This window comes from Halococcus sp. IIIV-5B, from assembly GCF_003602035.1.
Taxonomy (GTDB): domain Archaea; phylum Halobacteriota; class Halobacteria; order Halobacteriales; family Halococcaceae; genus Halococcus; species Halococcus salsus.
The window spans coordinates 20,165-41,146 of the sequence record NZ_QZWE01000013.1; the positions used below are offsets into that span (position 1 = coordinate 20,165).

Consider the following 20,982-nt stretch of genomic DNA (forward strand, 5'->3'; position numbering starts at 1 on the left):
TCTCGGCGGTGACGACAACGCTTAAGCGCACACCGGCTCTGGATTCGCCAATGGGTGCGATAGAGGATATCTACGCGGATCTCGATGCCGACGTGCCCGAACCCGAGTTCCGGGAGGCCGTCGAGCGGAAGGTCGAGGAGATGGGGGGCCTCGCCGACGAGGAGACCGCCGCGATGTTGATCGCTCACGAGCTCTCGGACGACGAGATCGAGGGCGTCGCCGACATCGAACCCGGCATGGAGGAGGCGGCCTTCGCGGCGAAGGTCCTCCGGATCGGCGAACTCCGTACGTTCGAGCGCGACGACGAGGACCGGGAGGGCCGAGTGGTCAATCTCGACGTCGCCGACGAGACGGGCCACATCCGGGTGGCGTTCTGGGACGACCACGCCGAGGCCGCCGTCGAGGAGCTCGAAGCCGGCGACGTCCTCAAGATCGCGGGCCAGCCCCGCGAGGGCTACAACGGGCTCGAGGTCAGCGCGTCGGACGCCCAGCCCGCCGACATCGATATCGACGTCGACCTCGACGAGGCCGACTCGATCGGCGGGCTCTCGCTCGGCCAATCGGACGTCTCGCTCACCGGCATCGTGCTCGACACCGACTCCGTCCGCACGTTCGACCGGGACGACGGCTCGGAGGGCCGGGTCTCGAATCTCACGCTCGGCGACGAGACCGGGCGCGTCCGGGTCACGCTCTGGGACGACCAAACCGAACTGGTCGAGGAGCTCTCGCCCGGTACCACCGTCGAACTCGTCGACGCCTACGTCAGGGAGCGAAACGGCGACCTCGAACTCCACCTGAACGACCGGAGTTCGCTCGACGAGGTCGAGGCCGACGTCGAGTACGTCGCCGAGACGATCCCGATCGCGGCGCTGGAGATCGACACCACCGCCGACATCGGCGGCGTGGTTCGCTCGGCGGACCCGAAGCGGACCTTCGACCGGGACGACGGCTCCGAGGGGCAGGTCAGAAACCTCCGGATACAGGACGACTCCGGCGACATCCGGGTCGCGCTCTGGGGCGAGAAGGCCGACCGGGATCTCGGCCCCGGTGACGAGGTCCAGTTCACCGACGTCGAGATCCAGGACGGCTGGCAGGACGACCTCGAAGCCTCGGCGGGCTGGCAGGCGAGCATCATCGCGCTCGGCTCCGAGTCGACGACCCGCACGGCCGAGACCGACGCGGCGGAGGCGTCGGGGAGCACGGGCCTCGACGCGTTCTCGGGGGACGGGGACCCCTCGTCCGAAGGCGACGAACCGGCGGCCACCGACGACCAGCCCGCCGACGACGCCGCACCGGGTGAACCGATCGAGTTCACGGGGACCGTCGTCCAGGCCGGCGACCCCGTGGTGCTCGACAACGGCACGGAGACGATGCGGGTCGAGACCAGCGTCGACGTCCACCTCGGCGAGGAGGTCACCGCTCGCGGGCCGGCGTCGGACGGTCGGCTCGATGCCGACGATATCGTGTAGCGTCACGGAACGCTTATGAGTGAAACAGTCGCCCGTACTGCTATGAGCGTCGAGCTCCCGTTCGCGCCCGTCGATGCCGTGATCCGGCGACGGGCGGGCTCGCTTCGGGTCAGCAGCGAGGCCACCGAAGCCCTCGCCCGCCGGATCCAGCGCCACGGCGCGGGGCTCGCCCGCGAGGCCGCCGACCGGGCGACTGCGGACGGGCGCAAGACGCTACGAACCGACGACTTCGACGCCGAACCGCCCGAGGACGACCCCGAACTCCCGGTCGCACCGGTCGACCGCATCGCCCGTCTCGATATCGACGACCGCTATCGCGTCTCGATGGACGCCCGGGTCGTCCTCGCGGCGCTCCTCGAACGGTACGCCGAGCGGGTCGCGGCCGCGGCGGCGGTGCTCGCACACCACGCCGGCCGGCGCACCATCACGCTCGCCGACGTCGAGACCTACTTCGAACTCGAACCGTACTACACCCCCCACCACACCGGATGAGATTCGGCTACTCCACCGACTGCCTCCGACACGACCCCGGCCCGCGCCACCCCGAGAGCCCCGACCGGCTCCGGGCGATCCGGCGCGGCCTCGCGCACCGCCACGGCGTCGAGTACATCGACGCCGACCCGATCACCCCCGAGACCGCCCGTCGAGTCCACGACGACGACTACGTCCAGGAGTTCAGGGAGTTCTGCGACTCGGGCGGTGGCCAGTGGGACCCCGACACCGTCGCGGTCGAGGCGACCTGGGAGGCGGCATGCAAGAGCGCTGGCCTCGCGGTGTGGGCCGCCGAGGAAGCCGTAGCGGGCGCGACGGGACGTGACACGCCGTTCTCGCTCGGTCGCCCGCCGGGCCACCACGCCGTCGCCGACGACGCGATGGGCTTTTGCTTCTTCAACAACGCCGCGGTCGCCGCTCAGGCCGTCCTCGACGACGGCCTCGACCGCGTCGCGGTGATCGACTGGGACGTCCACCACGGCAACGGCACCCAGGACATCTTCTACGACCGTGACGACGTCTGTTACTGTTCGATCCACGAACACGGCCTCTACCCCGGCACCGGCACCGTCGACGAGACCGGGACCGGCGAGGGGACGGGCACGACGGTCAACATCCCCTTCCGGGCGGGTAGCGGCGACGCGGCCTACGTCGAAGCGATCGAAACCGCGTTCGCGCCCGTGCTCGCGGGCTTCGACCCCGACCTGCTCCTCATCAGCGCGGGCTTCGACGCCCACGTGAACGACCCGATCTCGCGGATGTCGGTCTCGACGGAGGGCTACGGCGTGCTGGCGGCGCGCGCCCGCTCGCTCGCCGACCGGCTCGATGCTGCGCTTGGGTTCGTGCTCGAAGGCGGCTACGGTCTCGAAACGATCGCCGACGGTGTCGAGATGACCAACGAGGTCTTCGACGGCTACGAACCGGTCGAGCCCGACGACGAGGTCGACGACGAGGCCCAGAGCGTGATCGACGACGCCCGCGCGGCTCACGGACTCGGCGAGAAGTAGGCCGCGAGCTCCGTTCCGAACTCCTCGGCCAGCGCGCCGATCTCGTCACCCTCCAGAACTTCGTAACCCTCGCCGAGCGCGGTCTCGATGTCCGCTCCGAGCGCGACGTCCTCGAACACCCCGGCGTCGAGGAACGCGCGGGCGGTGCGATACTCGCGCTCGCGCTCGACGACGTACCGCTCGCCGTCGACGAACGGGCCGTCGCAGTCCCGGTCGGCGTAGGTCTCGTAGAACCGCGCGGCGTGCTCGCGTGCGGCCACCGGCGGGCCCTCGTGGCGTTCGATCGCGGGTCGGCGGGCGACGGCGAGTTCGAGGAACAGCACCGCCGTGTCGTCGGCGAACGCGGCCCTCCGGAGCACGTCGAACCCCTGCCCGTCCAGCGCGGTCACGATGCCCGACACCGACTTTTCGAGCTGGGGGTAGAGCTGGTCGTCGACGATGTCGGGTGCGTCGAACCGCACCGCGAGCGGGGTGGTGCCGCGGCGCTCGACCGCCCGCTGCACGCCGTCGGCCGAGAGCGGAACTGGTGATTCGGCCGTGAAGAGCGCCTCACGCGGGTCGGCCAGGAGGTCGCGGGCGTAGTGCTGGAAACGTGCGAGGTTCGTGGCCGAGAGCACCGCCGCGACGTTGCGCCCGGGGTCGGTGGGGTCGACCATCGTCAACGGGTCGGCGAACGAACGGCTCCCGTGGGATTCGGGGTCGAACTCGAGGGGCGGGTGCCAGTCGGCCGCGGCGGTCACCAGCGAGCGGAAATCGCCGTGCTCGACGACGAGGAGCTCCGTGAGGTAGCCCGAGAACCCCCGCGTGCGGAGGTCGCTCCCGTAGACGCCGATGGCGTCGAGGAAGCGCTTCGCGAGCCTGACCTCGCCGGCGAGCGCGTCGTCGAGACGCGCTTCGAGGTAGCGGGTGTGAAACGGCGTGCGGTCGACCGCCGACCGGATATCACTCGCGCGTTCGACGCGGTAGCAGGGCACGAGGTCGACCGCGAACCCGTCGAACTCGCCGACGACGTAGGGGTGCTCGGCGTACTCCTCGTGGGCGTCGGGGAGGACCTCGTGACCCACCGCGAGCCCGTAGCGTTCGAGGTCCGTCCGCGGGAGGTCGGGCGGGAATCGAACGAACAGGTCGATATCGCGGTCGCCGGGGAGCCAGGTTCCTCGGGCCGTGGAACCGACGTGGAGGGGGTCGGCCGCGACGGGGAGACCGTCGAGCGCCGCAGCGGTGTGTTCGGTGAGCCGGGCGACGGCCCCGTCGAGACGCGCGCGCTCGTCGTCGTCGGGCGTGACGCGGTCGCGAACCCGCGCGAGCACGGCGTCGAGGGCGTCGCTCATGGCCCGGCTACCCCACCCGCGGGCGAAAACGTGTCGGTCGAAAGCGAAACGGCTATGAACGAACTCCCGCTTCCCACAAACAGGGCCGCCGTAGCTCAGCTGGTAGAGCACCTGGTTGTTACCCAGGTTGTCCCAGGTTCGAGCCCTGGCGGCGGCGCTTTCTCCAGCGAACACGACGGCCAGCGGAGCGTGGCGCGCCACAACAGAAGCGATTTTATGGATTCACTGACGAGTGGTTCGTGAACGGGCCCTTAGCTCAGTGGTGAGAGCGCTCGGCTCATAACCGAGTGGTCGTTGGTTCGAATCCGACAGGGCCCATCCACTCCGTTGGCACTCCGTGGCCACACCGCTCCACAATTCTCAGGGCTGTTACCGCCACAAAACGGGATACTACCATTTCTGATATGGTACTACTGACGGAGAGTCCAGTTGTTTTCGCACTGCCCTGGGCGTCGTATGGCACTCTATGATTGCCGAACACTCATGAAGATATGAATGTTTGGTGGACTAACCAACAAAATCGCACGACATCACGAAAATGAGATGAGGTGAAAGGGTATGGTTTCTACTGGAACCATGTGTTCGTCCCTGATCAATTCTGTCTGACTCCCAACTATCTTCTGTCATGAGTCCGACTACCATGATGCGGGACCGAGAACGTTCGTCTCTCAAAGGGAGTCGTGAGTGATGCCAGGAGTCTCCCTTTGGGGGAACTGGTTTCCCCGCTAACAGCGGCTTGTGTGTGTCGGCAAGTGCTTTGTGTTCTGACGGTATTCGGTTCGAACACTAATCTGGCGTCTCAAATTGGGGTTTTGCGTTCATAGACCACTGACGTGAGTGGGAGAACACGACAGGCTTCTCCTTCCCATCCTTAATTGCCTCCCCACAGTATCTCTCAATCTCACTTCGGTACTTGTCAATTCTGGTATCTGTAAGCAGAGATAGTCTGGGTTTTATGTTTCTAATTGGTTTGAGGAGGTAGAACTGCTACAAGAGTTGGATATCATTATAGAGCACGTCCTACGTGATTAAAGTAGATCGATCCGTTCACAAATGATATGAGACTCACAACATGAGAAGCACCCCGATCAATACCTATCCTGCTCGATTGAAAGCGAAATCGGTAACATAGATGAACTTGTGGATAGATGCAGAGAGTTATTTGAAATCTCTATTGGCTGCCGAAAACCGACTTCGGAGGAAAAGGATAGAGCCATAGAGTTGATGATGAGGTCGGCAATCGGTAATATCTCACTCACTCCTGAAAACAGAATTGAGATCCAAAAGTACCCACCAGGAGGTGCTACTAATCATTACTCATTGGATAAGTCGCTAAAGATGGATTATGCGGCTTTTGTGATTCTCTCAGAACACAGCGACGTAGTTGGTGGCCCATATATACCCATGTTCCGGTATGAGCGATTGATCCAAAGAAGATTAAACAAGGATGGAAACTACGCTACGGCGCTCATTCGTCAGATAGCACTATCTCATACGTATTTTAGAATGAAAACGGGTATTCAAAGTGGGAAATGGGTTGAAAAGCTCGGCTGGTGGCAGTCTCTCAAATGTGCTTATCGGGGCGAAAAGCTATTCGACAGTGAGGTTTATCACTGTCTTCAGGATGTGTGGGACGTTCGGTGTAACTATGCTCATGAATGGCGTGTATATATTGAAGATGACATTTCTGAGTCAGTGAAGGAAGCCTACCCAAGAGGAATCTATGCCTTGTCGAAAATATTAGAAAAAGAACTTGGTAGGACGTATGAAGAATATTCTGGGAAAAAGCCCACAAAAAGACTCCCCTCGCACCATGCTCGGAGAGAGTATATGCCAGATAAAGGAGGTTCTTCCGGATTCAAAATCACACGATATAAATGTCAATCGTGTGGTGAATCTTTCGATCCCTGGACAAAAGGTTACAAGAGGTGTCCAGAGTGTGGTGCGAAACATGACTTCTTAGAGCAACAGTCGTAGCTCTATTTATGATTTAGTTACTTTTGACTATCAATTACCCTTCTCTGGTCAGGGGTCTTGTGAGTTCGGAGTTACCAGTACATTGCGATAGGGTGAATGACTTTTGTCGGTCCTTTGATCCGCATATGCTCATCGCTCATGTCCATATTGTTCTCATTTGCTACCTTCAGGAGTATATTCGAAAGTTCCTCGATCTCGTTATCAGATATAGAATAGCTTTTTGCAAGACGGAGGGTATCTGTGGGTTCCCACGCCGAATTCATAGACACAATATAATCAATCCGACCAAATAAACGATATTTCCGTGGTTGAGAAAACGCACGAGATTCAGGAATCAGTATCTGATCTCTGTCGAGGAGAGCACCGTATGTCCCAGTTTCATCTGATTCAAGTTTGACCGGAACCCTATCATTGTTTAGAATCTTAGAAACTTCGACAAATGCTTCATTTATTCGTGTGTCAGTGGTATCATCTATATTTTGACCAAGATTCAGATCGATATCATTCGAATCATCATTACTCACCTCATCTGCTACTCTCATTAACTTCTCATTGGCTTTGTTGATGGTTATTGGAACTGACTGAGCCAATTCGAAACGGAAAAACGACATCGGCTCAACCACACCTCTCACTTCTATAATATCACCTCCCGATAGGCTTACATTATTATCTGATGGGTCCTTGATTTCCCTACCACTCTCTCGAATCACCTCACGGAGTGTTTGGAGTCGGTAGGGCATAGTAATCTCAACCTGTTTTTCAAGGCTTTCCGTACTCATTTCGCTTGCTTCCACTTCACCACCTCCGAACATTCCTGGGAGCGTAAACCCACCAAAAGTACGGCCACGAACTTGGTCACTCGTATCTTCTGATTCGCCCCGTTCTACTTCCAGACCCTCGCCTAATGAGGAGAGATATCCATTCACGCTGTTGTCGTCTAAGTAAACAAGTTCTCGTAGATCGCCTGTTACCTCTCCATCAGCCATACTCATTACATGATGGTCAATAATAATAAAAGATTCTCTTCGATTCACACTCGTTTCACCTTATAGTTCGTCAATACCACCCTCACCCCCACCAAAGTCGGCCCGTTCCGTACGGCCACGATCTTCCACATCCGAATAGTCCTTGGGCGTTCGACCATCGTCTTCGGACTCAGAATCGTATGAATCGGCGTGAGGACAATCGTCGTCGTGAAGAATGTGTCCCGCCCCACCGATCGACTCTACTTCACAGAACGAACATCGTGCGTACGTCTCACCACCGTACTCAGGTGCCTCAACGTGGTGAGTGATTTCGGGGAGACTCTCGTCGGTCGTATCAGTGACCTTCGTCCCACCGTCAGTTGCCACGTTGCTCTGAGCTATCGCAGAGGCCGCTGAGAGGACCAGCGGTCTATCCTGAAGCCTATCGACGTGGACACAGTGGCTATGATGCTTGAATCCGAGACAGGAACATCTGACCGGCTCACCACCATCTACGAACACACTATGAGCGTCGTGGCCGGGCCGACGAACGTTGATGACGCCGTTGGCGCAGACGGTTGTTTCTAAGGCGACACTGCTTTCACTATGACTTTCGTTGGCTTCCATGCTGGTTTGCTCCAGCGACCGGGTGAGGTGCTTGAACACCTCGCCCATTCCTTCGAAGAATGAGCATCCAGTCGCTACCTCAGGGTAGTACTCGCATCTACTTAGTTGTTTGGTCGTATAACAAAGCAAAATACTTTGGTGGTAGCCACGGAGATCTCATTGATGGCTGACGACGATCCTGATCCCTCTGACCTGAGTAATGGCGAAGATGGGCGTCGAAATATATCAGAATAGTTAGGAGTCCCAAGGAAATCTAACTGGGGGTGGATGAAAGGGATGTGCGTGTAGATTATATATTTCAGACAATGGTGGGAACCCCCTCCCTCCAAAACATTAGTATATGGAATCCCATCAACCCCTATTTTCAAATTTATATAAAATTTGGATTTGACACCAGATTATTGGCCGCCATTGACAGTAATATCACACCAATTCGTTCCGATACTGCTCCCAACATTGTTCACAGACCTGTGACTCTTCTTCTTGAGCATCAGTGGTGTTGCCTTCTACGCCAAGTGCCAGATAGTAGTGTGGTGGATTATCAGAAAGTGAATCTCCACAGAGTGAACAGCGCATTGTTCGATGAATGTGAAAGGAGTTTCATGTACTTTCTGTTGTTCCTAAATGTCATAACGACACTACGACAATCGTTGTTTAATATCTTCCCAACAGTCGTTACATAATTGAGTTTTATCATTCGCTTGAATGTCAAGAGCTGCTGACGAACGTTTCTTATCCACAATACGGAGATCAACATAGTATCGAGGACGTTCGGCTGAAATGGGTTTATCGCAGATTGGGCAGGTCATGAGATACCATACGTAGCTATTTCAATAAACCTAACTAATCATTATTGTGGCTGATTCAGATTGTCCTCTTAGGGCGGTTGGTCATCAAACTGATTTCTCAGTACGACCTCTATTCCCTCCCGAACCAACTCGGATGCTTCTTGGCTTGAGATCCCATGCTCTTCGCCCAACGCTACCAGGGTGGTTTCCCTTGGAACTCTGAAGTACCCCTCTTCCAGAGCTGTCCGAAGGAATCGATGCTGTTCATCGGTCAAAGGGTTTCTCTCACTGGTGTCCATTGGACTTCAACAAACAATAATAACTATTCTACACGGAAATAGTCCCTGTGGTTACACTCATCGGTTGAATCTGAAATCCATCAGACGGAGATAGAAATTTAATCGAGGTATCTGCTTCTATGGAACATGGACCGATGATGGGTTCCTGTGGAGCGTTGTCCAACATGACCCACATAGCTGGGCTTCAGTTCGCTTGTTCGATTCACTTCCGCCTTCGTCTTGGAGGATCATTCTATGACGGGCCGGTTGTGGGTCAGCTACCGTGTCGCCACAGATTGGACATTCAGGAGGCATAGTTTGTGAGCGGTATTAACCAGTCAGTCAGGTACGTATGACCTTAATGTTATTAAAAATACTCAATCCAGCATAGTTGGCCGAACCATATCTATGAGTGCGTATTCATGAACTTATCAATTCTTTTAGAGCGTCCACAATCGCTTCACGACAGTCTCCAAGAGAAGAGGACTCGGTACCATCCATAGCTCTTTGAGTCACTGTCATGGGCCTGTGAACGCCCACAAATGGCTGTGATTCCCACCACTGTCCTTGACGGCCACCACCGACTTCAAGCAGCGAAGGAACTGGGGTTCGATGAAATATCCATCAAACGGTATTCAGACCTCTCCGACGCTGAGAAGGAGGATTGGCAGTTTACCGAGAACACTCATCGGAGGAATATGGGTGAATCCCGTAAGCGTGACCTCATCGAAGAACGCTTCTTGATATTGGACGGACGTGGTGAACATCAAACCGACTCTGAGATAGCTGAATTTCTTGGGGTTGGTGAAACGTGGGTACGTGACACAAGACATTCACTAAACTCTAAGAACCGCATTGGTGCGGAATTTAGAGACAATTCCAGTAAGCGTGACGACGTTCGTCAGGCTATCGAAGACGATCCTGATGCGTCGAACGTCACTATTGCCGAACGCACTGACGTAAGTGACCCTACGGTGGGGAAGGTGCGTTCGGAGATGGAACAAGAATCTGATATACCATCAGAACAAAAATGATAGGATGGTGGTAACTCACGTCCGTATAGAAACCCATCAAATGCCTCACACTCGATTGTGGCCTGAATACGATCTTACCACTCACAACTCTTTGAGTCACCACTATGCCACTGTGAGCGCCTTCAAAGGACAATGACGACCACAGCCATCAGCCAAACAGAACTTACACCATGCCGTGGTATTTGCCTCTGAGCTTCCGGATCGGCTTCGCACCCTCGGTATCAATATCGTTGACTTCGATTAGCTCATCCCAGATCTCTTGTTGCCGAACATCGGCCATCTCTTTCAAAATATCGTCGGATGGATTCTCTGGAAACCGTGGGTGAACGTCGGTTCCTTGTGCTAATGAGAGAAACGCCAAAGCGATTTCTTCGATAGAGAAGTTTCCTGATAGTGAAACTCCGTCTACCTGCTTCCACATCCATTTGGCTCGTTCAATTTGGTAATCCGAACAGCCGAGGATATTCCCAAAGGTTTCAATATCGCTTTGCTGGCCGTGCATCTGGTGGTAACGTCGGTAATCACGGTCATAGCGGCCACTATCAAGTTGGTTGAGATAGTCCCACTTTCGTTGTCTCCCTTCATGCCGACGAACGTATGGAACTTCACCGTTGTCAGGGGACCAACGTGGGTTGAACCACGTTCTCCGATCGGGATTGCGCTCAGTCGAGCGATATTCACGATCCCGCCGATTAAAGTGCTCCTCACTGGTTAGTGACCCATCTGTTTCGCCACGGCTCAAATTGTCATGGCTTTCAACAGCAACCGATGGTGTTGGCCCGACCTCCAAATCCGGTGACGCATGAGGATTCTCGCCTGACCTATCAGAAACGTCGTATCCAGCAGCACTCATCGATAGCTCACGAATCGGTGTTTGTTTTATAGAACTCTACCAACCGGCGTACCGTAACATCGTAGCTCTCAGTAGAACGGCTTTTCACGTCGTCCAAGGAACCTTTCGTACCCGGATAGATCTGAATTGTCGTCGGGGAGGGATTGTTATCGCTCATAGTTTTGTTTCTGTGTCCGTTCGATTTCTTATGGAATTGCTATAGATATAAATCTCATAATTATGTCGAACACGCAAAGCAGACTGGTTCTGAATGGCCATTTATAAATATCCCGGTAATAATAGTGTATAGATAGGAGCAGTGGAAAGCACTGTGTAGCAGTGGCTATCTTATGCGGTGCTGGCGACAGTCGTGCTGAAATTGTGCAGCGAGCGAAGTGAGTAAACAATGAGACGAGAAAATTCTATAGCGGTGAGCCAAGGCGAACAGGATCTACTTGATGAGTATTCGGAGCTGCGATTTCACACGACCAAATTACCATACGGAATCGCCATTCAGCAACTTATCTCTGAAGCAACTGACATCGACGTATCCGAGCAACTTTCTCCAACTGGTGATACTGATATAGAGAACTGAATCTTATTGACGGCTACGTTTTCTGATGAATCGGACGACGACTGACTGTTTTGAGATTGTCTGAATCTCACTGCGGCTATCGATTTTCGACTTTTGCAAATGGCTGACTTTCATTTTGGCGAGCTTGGCGACGAACAGTATTTTCGACTCACTAACGGCGATTCCATTTTCCTTTACGAACACCAAATCGGTGCCTTGGTTGAGAACTCCGTAGAGGATGTGTTTGGTGATGGGAATGTGGTCCACCACCAATCAGGAGCGAAGTGTGACAATCGACCCGAGAACTTTGAGACGCTGACCTACTCGGAGCACTCCCAACTTCATAACAATGGGGTCTGGGAAACGAACGAAGACGGGTTTCCTGAACTTCAGATGCCTGAATACGGTGATGTGACGAAGTACGCTACTGCTGGCGACTGAATAGTTTTCAACCAAACGGATTTCGAGCGACCTATATCAATATGATGACAGACGACACTAACGACGTTGCGACCAAACAGAATAGTCACGAGCGACCAACAATAGTCGAACACGCCGGGATTCTGGAAGATGACGATGGTGTTGAGCATATTGTTCTCATGGACCAAAGTGGATATGCTGAAACACGGACGGCAGAAGATGACCGTTGGGGAAAGGACTGGAAAGACTATTGAACGACCTCTTTTCGAAGATGTCTACGACAACTGACGATCCTAACGACTCTAACGACGAATCCGATACGAAATTTGACAGTGGTTCCTATGGCGAAGCGTCATTCGGGAATGTGGAGAGTGTAATCTAAATGGATAGTAATGATGTTTATCAATCTATACTACTATCAGTTTCGTACGACAGTGAAGTTCACCCTTCGTCTCCACCGTATTCTCGTTCGATGGGGGTTCCTCAAGCACCCTCTTGGACGGGAGTACGCTAAGAAGCACATTGGGTTGTTGGGCGGCTATAAGCGGGTAAGCGGAAGTGGCTGATCCAGCCAAAACAATTGTCTATCCATACCCGCTTTATCATTTTGTGAGATTGATTGTCAATATGGCCAAGAGCCAGAAGAACTATGATGTTCGTACATGGTTCTTTATTTGGGAAGTGGCCTGATCCAGTCAGAGTAGCCTAACACCGCTTCCCACTTCGTGCCTACTTGCCTCTGACAGTTGAATAGCGATTGAATAGCGGCTTTTAGAACCTACTTACCTACTATGAGCGACGACACTAACGACATTTCGAACGAACAGTACGCCAAACAATGCTATCAACAGATGAGAGACGTGGAAGACGAAGCGACCTTCGATATTAGCGCATATGTTGTGACTGCGTTCGCAGAGGCGGGTGATTAACAGCCCAATGTCAGCTACTTCATACGAATACTCAGAGAATCCATATAACGAAGGCCCCTATGGTACGTTGGATTTCATCGATCAGACCAACATCTACCGACTTCAGAATCAGTGGTCGAACGATGGAGTCCCGTTAGACGCCGATAGCAACATCAAGAGGCTGTTGCGGTCCATCGGAACAGCCTTAGATTACTTCGACCAGCGAGCTGCCTATCTGAAAACACAGACGAACGTTGTGGAGGCTGACGGAAGTTCCCTGGATAACATCGGTTATCTGGCGAACGTCCATCGGAAGACGAATGAGCCCGATGAGAAGTATCGTATCCGCATTATCGCAACCGTATGGGCGTCACTGTCGGGAGCAACCTTTGACGAAGTAGCACGCTTCACAGCCTACGTTTTGGACACAGATGTGACTAACGTCACACTCCGCCCCGTAGAGCACGAACCGTTGGTGAGAATTCGGGTAGATGGAACTCTTATTGAGCAAAGCCCGTTTACTGCCGACGAAATTGCTAACCTCTGCAATCGGGTGATCCCACTGGATTCGAACTGCATCTTCGAACTCTCAGGCACGTTCCGCTTCAAGGATATTGGAGCCGAAGATGATCCATCGAAGGGCTTCACGACGCTACCCGCCGACGAAGACGTTGGTGGGACACTCAGTGGTAACGTAAGCAAGTCTGATACGGAGTAGGGACGAACTTCTCCCTGATTGGAAGGAGAATCGTTCAACGATAGTCACCTTCAGAACGGTAGCCAAACAGTTCTTTCCAGAGCCAGTTGGCTCGGTGCGCTTTGTGCGTTTGACAATATTTCGAGCTTTATGTAACTCAGCTCAGAATTGATGGACATGACAACGGTCCAAATCACCTTTGAAGAAAACTTGCGAGATAGCGGCCTGTGTCCCCATTGTGGGACCGATATTAGTAGAGACAATCAGAACCATGAATAATTGATAAATGAGTGTCACAACCAGTACTGATATTGACCTATCTTCGGTAGCAGCACCGACTTCAGAATCAACCTCCGATCGCTGTTCGACGATTGGGTGTTCGAACAAGTATGTGAGTGATGGCCGCTGTAAAGAATGTCGTGACGCTACGGCAATTCCAGTAGCAGACAGCCACGAAGATATTGACTGGTCGAAAACTGCTGGTGGTCGGATACCAAGCTCACTAAGCGAGCGACAGCAGTGGATGGGTGCTATAGTGGGTGATGATGGCCACAAACTACCGTTTGCTCCGTGGGGCGACCGTGATCACCCCGATGGCGACGATGATACCGATTCTCGATTCCAGTGGGGGATTAGTGACAACTACGTTAGTGGAACGAAAGTCGAAGACGAATTAGAACGATCCTCTGAAATTCAGGATCTGGCGTTCATTCAGCAGGAAGATGATCCCCACGCTCACGTTGACTTTGATGATGTTGTTGACCCGGAGATTGGTGAGACTCACCCTGCTGTCTCGAAGATTTTGAACCAGTTAGGATTCACATTCGTAGAAGTCTCCCAATCAGGAAATGGGATTCATGCCTCTTACTACGGCGTGCTACCAGATGGGGTCAAACAAGCTGAATGGGATCTGGATGACGAACCCTTTGGTGCGAACGATGATCTTCCCTCAATAGAAATCTATGATGGGAAGCGACAATTGCTTGTCACCGGCGAACACGTTCGTGGCACACCAGCAGCAGTCCGTTCATGGGATGACAGTGGTCTTCGTGAGCTTTTAGAAGATCATGATCAGTTCCCAGACACCGTTTCGACTCCCTCCGAGAAATACGATGATTTCGACGTTGATGACTATGAACCGGACGTTGCTGGGAGTGGTGAAACCGACGATATTCACGACGTGTTTGCGGCTGTTAATCAACTGAACTACCAGCACGTTGCCGAGAGAACGATTGTCGATTCGTGGAACGACAGTGCTTCGACCTCAGAAGGAGCGAGAGCGTTTCACCCCACTTGGAGTCCAAACAACAACGGAACGGCGAACATCATTACTGATACTGGATGGGACTATACTGGCGGGCGAAGCTACGGTGGTGCCGTCACGATGGCACTTCTCGATATGGGGGAAGTCGACCCGAAGAACATCACTCAGTCGGAAGTCCGTGGTAGTCTGTGGTTCAAAGGCGTTGACCACCTTCGTGATCTCGGCTTCGAAATCCCAGAGTTGGTAGATTTTCCTGACGGCGGTGACGACAGCACAAATCCTATTCCCGAACCACGTCAGTGTGACCCACCAGAACTGAAAGAGCGTGTTCCCTTCGACGCCGAGAAGGAACGTCAGCAGTTAGAAGACGAAGAATATGGGGCGTTCATTGACGCCACTGGTCCTGTTGTGTGGACACAACCCTGTGGATGGGGGAAAACGACGAGCAGTATCCGTGGCGCTGACAAACGTGACCGACGAGCAGGAACAGCCTTTCCCACCCACAAGAAAGCTCACGAATCCATTACGGACCCGAACACACCTGATGACATCTTTCACCTGAAAGGACCAACGTGGCCCAAGAATCTCACTTGCCTGGAGGCAAAGGCCAACAACCGTCAGTGTCCCGAGCACGGTGATGAGCAGTGTCCATTGATGTGTTCGCTTTTTGAACGGGATGCTGATGACCCGCTCCGGCAAGAGTTTGAGCGGCTGAAGGAGATATATGGAGCTGTTTCAGCGCACTATCATTTTGACCCACACAACGGTGAACAGTGCGAGTGGTCCACACAATTTGATGAACTGGCTTCACAAACTCATGTTGCTTGTGTTCAAGAACATCAAACTCTCAAAAAACTCCGTGAAGACAGAGACATCTTGATTGACGAAAGCAGTCGTCTGATGAAGCACAAAGAGGGTGCTTCTGTTGAAGAACTTCTGAATGGCGCAGATGTGCTTGAGGCTATCAACGGAGTTGATCGAAACTACGGTGAACTGGCGACCTTCGCACGCCGATTAGCCGAAGGCATCCGAGTCGGTGATGGGTCCGACGTAGAACCACCATCGATTGAATGGACCAGCGAAACTGACGTGATGAAAGCAGAGACGTTGGCGGCAATTCGAATCAAGTTCAACGAACACCTCCGTAGCCAAGTTGAGAAGGGGCATGATTCGCCCGTCAAACCGGGGGTTATCGACGTGATCATAGGATTCGCCGCCCAATGTGGATTGGATACTGACGCCTGTGCGAAAGCACTGGGTGGCGCAAAAGCACTTGGCTCATGTCCCTGGTGTGACTCACGTCTCTCCAACCAGAACGGAAGACGAGTCTGCGTCAACGAGGACTGTGGGTGGGTTGAAGGTACTGATACCTACCTCCCTCCTGATGCTGAGAAAGCACGTTTCATCGCCATCAAACGGAATGGGGTGAGTGGACAGTCCGAAGCCGCTGTCATCACGATTCCGAACCTCAGTGATCTCCCCAATAGCCCACTCATCTTGGATGCCACAGCCACCCCGAAGAAGGTTGAGGGGTTATATGGTCGTGAACCCACTGTCGTTGGCGACGATCACAACGTCCAGATGAATATGAGAGTGACGCAAATCACTGATGGGGCATATCATGGAAGTGCCTTCGATAACCCGAACCTCATCAAGCGATTCCAGACGTTCATTGACTGGGTTTGTAAAGAATATGACAACCCGCTATTCGGAGCGAAGAAGGATATACTGAAACGCTTTGAGTTCGCTGACAACGCCGTCACTGAGCACTATGGTGGACTCCGTGGCCTAAATCACGATGATTGTGATGTCGTAATCGCTTTGGGCGCACCCCATTGGCACATCGATGATCTTGAACGAGACGCCGAACTACTCTCTGGTGGCATAGCCATTGATAACGGGTTAGAAGTTGGGGGTGTCGAATACTCTCTCCGGCGGGAGAATGGTGAATTGGTTGCCAACCCACCGACCTACCGACGACTCCAGTACGTTGATGACGACGAACGTGGACTGGAGTTTCCGGTCAAAGAGTTCTCTGGGCTGGTTGGAGATTTGTTCTACGAAAAGCGTGAGAACGAGTTAGAGCAACTTGTTCACCGAACCCGGCCAATCACATCGGACACCCCTATCGATGTCTATCTACTCACGAACGTCGTCACCGATCTCCCTGTTGATGAGGTGAGTGAGTTGGATACTCTGGTCGGACAAGCAAAGGGCCGTAGTGAGACGGTCACTCAACTGGATGTCCCAGATGGAGCAAAGGATTTGGTGGAGTCGTTGGATCCCAGTGAGACATTTACACGTAACGACCTGAAGGATCGGAGCGAAGTCGGTGGGCGAACCGTTGAGAACTGGGTATCCTCTCTCATCGACATGGGCATTATCGAGCCAACTGGCGAAACGAAACTTCGCTCGGAAGTGCTGACCATAGCAGAGTAAATTGGCTACCACCCCCAAATCTCATGCCAATCATGAGCGTTCGGGGTTGGGCAGGAGTTTATGTCAAATTCTAATAATCAGAACGAACGCATCGTAATAGAGTACCCTATTACGGGACATTCGCTCTGGAGTAAATTAACTGACACTAACACACCCCCGAATACTATCGTTTTGGCTTGAGATTTTCGTCGGCGGTTCAGTAGCATAGATTTCTGAATATGCGGTCAAAGTAACAGAGTTTTCAATATGAAAGACATTGATGGCGAAACGGCGGAAGACGAATGGGGCGAATACGAACTTGACGCTGGCACAGCTGAGCCACAAGACGATCGGTGTGGTGCGGTGCTTCGCCATTGGCGTAGTCGATACGGTGAACGACGTTATTGCGCACAATTACCACTGAGCTACTTCAACAGTGAGAAATCTGATAGGTGTAAAACGCACAAAGGTCGTGACAATCTAAAGAACAACACTGAGCACGGACTTTACTCTAAGACGATTCTCCATGCCTACGACAACCTTACCCCGGACCAACAGGTGAGGGTGCTGGTCCTCTGGGGAGAATATCTTCAGAGTTCTATCTACGATTTTGACAACACAATGACAGAGAAGACGATTGACTTCTCCAGGGACGATTACGACGATGAAATACCCGACGTTGCTGACGACGATGGGAAGCTCGTCTTGGATGTGAGAGCACCATCGAACCATCGAATCAGGGCCATGCCATTGTGGCGGGCAGCAGTGAACGACGTGATTATGACTGAGATCAATGTCGAGATTGCTGTCAACAACCTCACAAAAGAAAAAGTGGTGGGCAGCAGGTTGCTAAAGCCTTCACCAAACAACGATTTGGATGAACCTGAATGGAAGACGGTAACTGAGGAGGTAGAACATCACCTTTGCTTGCCGTACCACCGTTTGATCGGGGAGCAAAAACATCTCCTTAAGCGTGGAGGAGTTTCGTGGGGGGCGACCGACGACGTTGAAGAAGTAGACTCCGTAGTGGAGATCGATATGGGGCTGGTCGATGACCCACTGTCCTCAGATGAGGTTCAGCCGGAATCGTTCAACGACTTGGACTCGGCTCAGGTTCCTGTGACGAGAGACGATGAGGATGCTGGTGAAGACGATGAATCTGGTCGCTGAGAAAGGGTCGTATAAGCCAGATTCGACCTGTTTCTCGAAATTTTACTGATTATGTGTGGATGTGGCTATGCCCGACAGCAACTCGGTTTTGCCGTCTCGACCCTAATCAGATGGCTCAGAATCAATCCGATAGAACGGGTCTTCGCCGTGTTCTATCATCTGATAGAACTCTAAGTCGGTGAGAAACCGGACACTCTCTTTCTCGACATACGAAGGAGCAAGATTGGAGACAACCAACTTTTGAACGTCCATATCGTCCCATTCGTCTTTAACTGTGTTCTCACTTTGCTCAGAGCTGTCTGTGCCTTCTTGGGAGGAAAATGAACTCCCTGTTGGGAGTGACAGCCACTTGTCTACCTTCTCAGGAAAGGGCTTCCCAGATTCGTCTTGGAGTTCCCCAGAGTGTGTTTTGAATATTTTATTGTCGAATTTATCATCCAATTTCTCTATTCCCTCTACTGAATTCATTCGCAACGGGGGAAGGGTCCATTTGATTTCGACAAACCAAAGCGTGTTATTGTGGACGTAGATGACATCTATTTCAGTGGGTTCGTTTTTGGTGAGCGTGGCGCTGTGATAGGCTTCTATGCCTTTCTCATCCAGATATTCGTATATCCCCCTCTCAAACATCGGTCCAATGTCTGAGTTAATACTCTCTAAGATTCTACCGCCTGCCGGCTCATCGCCGTTCTGGAGGAGCGGGAATATCTGAAAGAGAAGTAGACGATCATACTGCTTAGGGAACAGTATAACAGAACGTGAGAGTTTTCTCGGAGTCCGACCACCCCTCATCATTCGTTCTTCGGTGACCTCTGTTTGAAAGAGAAAGGGATGAGCATCCACACTATCCTCTGAAACAACGATATTTCGTTTGATTTCTCCCCACTGTTCTTTGAATATCTCCTTCCCACACTCATCTACGATTTCTTCTTCGATAGCGAACAAATATGGATCAATCTCTGCCCCGTCATTTGCGATCTCTTTAACGAGTAAGTGAAGTGTATCAATGAATTCCTGAAGCTGAAAAACAGAGATATTTTTTGGGAGATGTGTCGTATAGGGGTCGCCTATTTTTCTGTCCAATGAAGCAACAAAGCTGAGTGGGATCATTATCTTATAGTACTTCTTCGCATATCCGGTAAGAGTGTCTGCGTTATCACCGTCAATGAAGCCAAAGTCACGAAAGTTGCGGTCTATATAATCAAAATCACCTAAATTCTCTTTTTCCGCAATAATCATACTTTTGGCACATCTGTCAAAGCACAAACGATATTCTGTGTCAGCTTGTTTATAGTCTTCAATCCAGTTTCGGGGATTCGGACTTACATCCCCCTCCTTCAAGCACACGACCATCCCGCTCCTGATCTCTTCTACTCTCTTGATTACCACCGCATATCCGTCTCGCAACTCTTCAACAACTTTCTCTCGCTCAGAAGGGTCATCAATCCGTTCGTCACGAAATCCAAACCCATCTTGAACTATCTTGACCAAGTAGGGAAGGTATCCAAAGTCAGGGATTGGTATTCCATTATGTTCGAAAAAGTAGTTGGCTCGGTTGTTCAGTTTGCTGGCGAATGCTAACACCAGATCCCCCTTGTCGTACTTCTTCACCTCACGGAGAATATTTGCGTTTGTGAACCAATCTTCCAGTAGCCACTCTGTTTTCAGATCAATTATATCTGCATCCTCAACACAGTGATTATCCGAACAATGTGGACAGAATAGTTCTTTTGATTCATAGTGAACCACATAGAGAGAGCCACATTCTGAACACGGCATAAACGCCATTAATTGGCAACAGGCCTATATCTTCTGGAGAGGTGTCTCTCTCTAAACCTATCCAGTATCTCTCTGTTGCTGCTGAAGCCCCTGATGACTTCTCATGAGAAGCTGGTCTGAACGACATCGGTCTGTGTGTCGCTAACTCGCTCACCCAATTTCTCAAGATCCTTAACTATCCCACGGACCTCATCTGATAGCATGAACGTCTCATAGACAGCATCTTCCATCTCTACTGGATTCCCATATTCGTCGGGAATGAACTCGACTCCTTCGGCGTGCTCAAATATTTCGCTATAGCAGGCGTCAACGAGCCTATCAAGGGTCCCATCTATCTCATCTAAAATTGAGCCATCAAATTGGTGAAGGAGATCACCATAGTCGCTACGAATATCCTCAATATAGAGACGGACCCAAGTAACTCCGTTGAGTGCCTGCGCTATATCGCTACGTCGAACGTGTTCAAGGACCTTTTCGTCATCCCTAACCCATGTGGTTGCTCGAACACGAGCCGAGTTGTCTGTCTGACGATAATATTCAACCATCTCTGAAGAGGTGTTGAACACCGTGGTTGATTCGTCTATTCCAGTACCTACTTCCAGTACTTTTACAGTTGGATTTTGACCAGTAGCATGATGGTAGGCAAGCATATCCCTTCCCATACTGTGTAGAAAGAGTTCCATATCTTCGTGTGCTCTCGGATTGAGTACCGTGTGAGTAAGCGATTGGATACGGGTATTGAGACTCCGAAGTTCATCGGAAAGTCCCTCCAATTCTTCTTTTCGATCAAGTCGCTCTCGCATTTCCTCTCGACGTTGCTCAGCCTCTTGTTCGGATTCTCGTCGTCTATGAATCTGGTAAAGAGTACCTGCCAATCCAAGGATACCGACGCCAGTTCCGACGACTCCTACTACTGAAACAATATCCATGTCTAAACGGAGACAAGAGTTCT

17 protein-coding genes and 2 tRNA genes are annotated in these 20,982 nt (G+C 52.6%); 12 read left to right on the forward strand and 7 right to left on the reverse strand.

Going from position 1 to position 20,982, the window contains the following annotated elements; all coding sequences use genetic code 11:
* Window positions 1-50 precede the first annotated feature (50 nt).
* The 3 genes from D3261_RS10395 to D3261_RS10405 are packed head-to-tail and all read left to right on the forward strand — an operon-like array spanning window position 51 to window position 2,968.
* Entirely contained in the window at window positions 51-1,469 is a 1,419-nt protein-coding gene (locus D3261_RS10395) for a single-stranded DNA binding protein (RefSeq protein ID WP_120072112.1), read from the forward strand.
* A gap of 42 nt (window positions 1,470-1,511) precedes the next feature.
* Entirely contained in the window at window positions 1,512-1,961 is a 450-nt protein-coding gene (locus D3261_RS10400) for a histone (protein WP_120072114.1), read from the forward strand.
* Entirely contained in the window at window positions 1,958-2,968 is a 1,011-nt protein-coding gene (locus tag D3261_RS10405; RefSeq protein ID WP_120072116.1) for a histone deacetylase, read from the forward strand. The genes D3261_RS10400 and D3261_RS10405 overlap by 4 nt, the downstream gene beginning before the upstream one ends.
* Here D3261_RS10405 and cca read toward each other — a convergent pair.
* Complete coding sequence (cca, locus tag D3261_RS10410; RefSeq protein ID WP_120072118.1) at window positions 2,947-4,299, reverse strand: CCA tRNA nucleotidyltransferase; 1,353 nt, start codon at window positions 4,297-4,299, stop codon at window positions 2,947-2,949. The genes D3261_RS10405 and cca overlap by 22 nt on opposite strands.
* 84 nt (window positions 4,300-4,383) lie before the next feature.
* On the opposite strand from cca, the gene D3261_RS10415 reads away from it, so the two are divergent.
* The 3 genes from D3261_RS10415 to D3261_RS19715 all read left to right on the forward strand — a co-directional run bounded on the left by D3261_RS10415 (window position 4,384) and on the right by D3261_RS19715 (window position 6,276).
* Window positions 4,384-4,456 (forward strand) — tRNA-Asn (locus tag D3261_RS10415).
* 88 nt (window positions 4,457-4,544) lie between these two features.
* Window positions 4,545-4,617: transfer RNA gene (locus tag D3261_RS10420), tRNA-Ile, on the forward strand.
* 906 nt (window positions 4,618-5,523) lie between these two features.
* Window positions 5,524-6,276 (forward strand): zinc ribbon domain-containing protein, encoded by a 753-nt coding sequence (locus tag D3261_RS19715; RefSeq protein WP_147464952.1) that lies wholly within the window; start codon window positions 5,524-5,526, stop codon window positions 6,274-6,276.
* A 71-nt stretch (window positions 6,277-6,347) separates the two neighbouring features.
* Here the strand turns inward: D3261_RS19715 and D3261_RS19720 are convergent, their stop codons facing one another.
* The 3 genes from D3261_RS19720 to D3261_RS21050 all read right to left on the reverse strand — a co-directional run bounded on the left by D3261_RS19720 (window position 6,348) and on the right by D3261_RS21050 (window position 8,955).
* Window positions 6,348-7,262: a hypothetical protein gene (locus tag D3261_RS19720; protein ID WP_147464953.1), complete on the reverse strand. Its 915-nt coding sequence runs from the start codon at window positions 7,260-7,262 to the stop codon at window positions 6,348-6,350.
* Between the two features lie 60 nt (window positions 7,263-7,322).
* Entirely contained in the window at window positions 7,323-7,868 is a 546-nt protein-coding gene (locus D3261_RS19725) for a hypothetical protein (protein WP_147464954.1), read from the reverse strand.
* Window positions 7,869-8,745: 877 nt separating this feature from the next.
* Window positions 8,746-8,955, reverse strand: a complete 210-nt coding sequence (locus D3261_RS21050; RefSeq protein ID WP_120072124.1) for a helix-turn-helix domain-containing protein — start codon at window positions 8,953-8,955, stop codon at window positions 8,746-8,748.
* Between the two features lie 521 nt (window positions 8,956-9,476).
* Between D3261_RS21050 and D3261_RS19730 the strand changes: the two genes are divergently transcribed.
* Window positions 9,477-9,968: a ParB/RepB/Spo0J family partition protein gene (locus D3261_RS19730; protein ID WP_147464955.1), complete on the forward strand. Its 492-nt coding sequence runs from the start codon at window positions 9,477-9,479 to the stop codon at window positions 9,966-9,968.
* Between the two features lie 163 nt (window positions 9,969-10,131).
* Here the strand turns inward: D3261_RS19730 and D3261_RS19735 are convergent, their stop codons facing one another.
* Window positions 10,132-10,821, reverse strand: coding sequence for a hypothetical protein (locus D3261_RS19735; protein WP_147464956.1), 690 nt, complete (start codon window positions 10,819-10,821; stop codon window positions 10,132-10,134).
* 673 nt (window positions 10,822-11,494) lie between these two features.
* Here D3261_RS19735 and D3261_RS10445 point away from each other — a divergent pair.
* The 5 genes from D3261_RS10445 (at window position 11,495) to D3261_RS10460 (ending at window position 18,251) form a co-directional block, all read left to right on the forward strand.
* Window positions 11,495-11,815: a hypothetical protein gene (locus tag D3261_RS10445; RefSeq protein ID WP_120072128.1), complete on the forward strand. Its 321-nt coding sequence runs from the start codon at window positions 11,495-11,497 to the stop codon at window positions 11,813-11,815.
* 41 nt (window positions 11,816-11,856) lie between these two features.
* Window positions 11,857-12,048: a hypothetical protein gene (locus D3261_RS19740; protein WP_147464957.1), complete on the forward strand. Its 192-nt coding sequence runs from the start codon at window positions 11,857-11,859 to the stop codon at window positions 12,046-12,048.
* Between the two features lie 682 nt (window positions 12,049-12,730).
* The gene (locus tag D3261_RS10450) at window positions 12,731-13,420 is read left to right on the forward strand and encodes a hypothetical protein (RefSeq protein ID WP_147464958.1); all 690 of its coding nucleotides are present in this window, start codon (window positions 12,731-12,733) and stop codon (window positions 13,418-13,420) included.
* A 370-nt stretch (window positions 13,421-13,790) separates the two neighbouring features.
* Window positions 13,791-17,102 (forward strand): hypothetical protein, encoded by a 3,312-nt coding sequence (locus D3261_RS19745; protein WP_147464959.1) that lies wholly within the window; start codon window positions 13,791-13,793, stop codon window positions 17,100-17,102.
* Between the two features lie 246 nt (window positions 17,103-17,348).
* Window positions 17,349-18,251, forward strand: a complete 903-nt coding sequence (locus D3261_RS10460; RefSeq protein WP_147464960.1) for a hypothetical protein — start codon at window positions 17,349-17,351, stop codon at window positions 18,249-18,251.
* 102 nt (window positions 18,252-18,353) lie between these two features.
* Here D3261_RS10460 and D3261_RS10465 read toward each other — a convergent pair whose 3' ends face one another.
* Complete coding sequence (locus D3261_RS10465; protein WP_147464961.1) at window positions 18,354-20,030, reverse strand: hypothetical protein; 1,677 nt, start codon at window positions 20,028-20,030, stop codon at window positions 18,354-18,356.
* 101 nt (window positions 20,031-20,131) lie between these two features.
* Window positions 20,132-20,959: a hypothetical protein gene (locus D3261_RS19750; protein ID WP_147464962.1), complete on the reverse strand. Its 828-nt coding sequence runs from the start codon at window positions 20,957-20,959 to the stop codon at window positions 20,132-20,134.
* Window positions 20,960-20,982: the final 23 nt, after the last annotated feature.

Bases quoted from the DNA above. Each gene is read 5' to 3' on its own strand.
- D3261_RS10395 (WP_120072112.1), top strand. From the start codon at position 51: ATGGGTGCGATAGAGGATATCTACGCGGATCTCGATGCCGACGTGCCC.
- D3261_RS10400 (WP_120072114.1), top strand. From the start codon at position 1,512: ATGAGCGTCGAGCTCCCGTTCGCGCCCGTCGATGCCGTGATCCGGCGA.
- D3261_RS10405 (WP_120072116.1), top strand. From the start codon at position 1,958: ATGAGATTCGGCTACTCCACCGACTGCCTCCGACACGACCCCGGCCCG.
- cca (WP_120072118.1), bottom strand. From the start codon at position 4,299: ATGAGCGACGCCCTCGACGCCGTGCTCGCGCGGGTTCGCGACCGCGTC.
- D3261_RS19715 (WP_147464952.1), top strand. From the start codon at position 5,524: ATGATGAGGTCGGCAATCGGTAATATCTCACTCACTCCTGAAAACAGA.
- D3261_RS19720 (WP_147464953.1), bottom strand. From the start codon at position 7,262: ATGGCTGATGGAGAGGTAACAGGCGATCTACGAGAACTTGTTTACTTA.
- D3261_RS19725 (WP_147464954.1), bottom strand. From the start codon at position 7,868: ATGGAAGCCAACGAAAGTCATAGTGAAAGCAGTGTCGCCTTAGAAACA.
- D3261_RS21050 (WP_120072124.1), bottom strand. From the start codon at position 8,955: ATGGACACCAGTGAGAGAAACCCTTTGACCGATGAACAGCATCGATTC.
- D3261_RS19730 (WP_147464955.1), top strand. From the start codon at position 9,477: ATGGCTGTGATTCCCACCACTGTCCTTGACGGCCACCACCGACTTCAA.
- D3261_RS19735 (WP_147464956.1), bottom strand. From the start codon at position 10,821: ATGAGTGCTGCTGGATACGACGTTTCTGATAGGTCAGGCGAGAATCCT.
- D3261_RS10445 (WP_120072128.1), top strand. From the start codon at position 11,495: ATGGCTGACTTTCATTTTGGCGAGCTTGGCGACGAACAGTATTTTCGA.
- D3261_RS19740 (WP_147464957.1), top strand. From the start codon at position 11,857: ATGATGACAGACGACACTAACGACGTTGCGACCAAACAGAATAGTCAC.
- D3261_RS10450 (WP_147464958.1), top strand. From the start codon at position 12,731: ATGTCAGCTACTTCATACGAATACTCAGAGAATCCATATAACGAAGGC.
- D3261_RS10460 (WP_147464960.1), top strand. From the start codon at position 17,349: ATGAAAGACATTGATGGCGAAACGGCGGAAGACGAATGGGGCGAATAC.
- D3261_RS10465 (WP_147464961.1), bottom strand. From the start codon at position 20,030: ATGCCGTGTTCAGAATGTGGCTCTCTCTATGTGGTTCACTATGAATCA.
- D3261_RS19750 (WP_147464962.1), bottom strand. From the start codon at position 20,959: ATGGATATTGTTTCAGTAGTAGGAGTCGTCGGAACTGGCGTCGGTATC.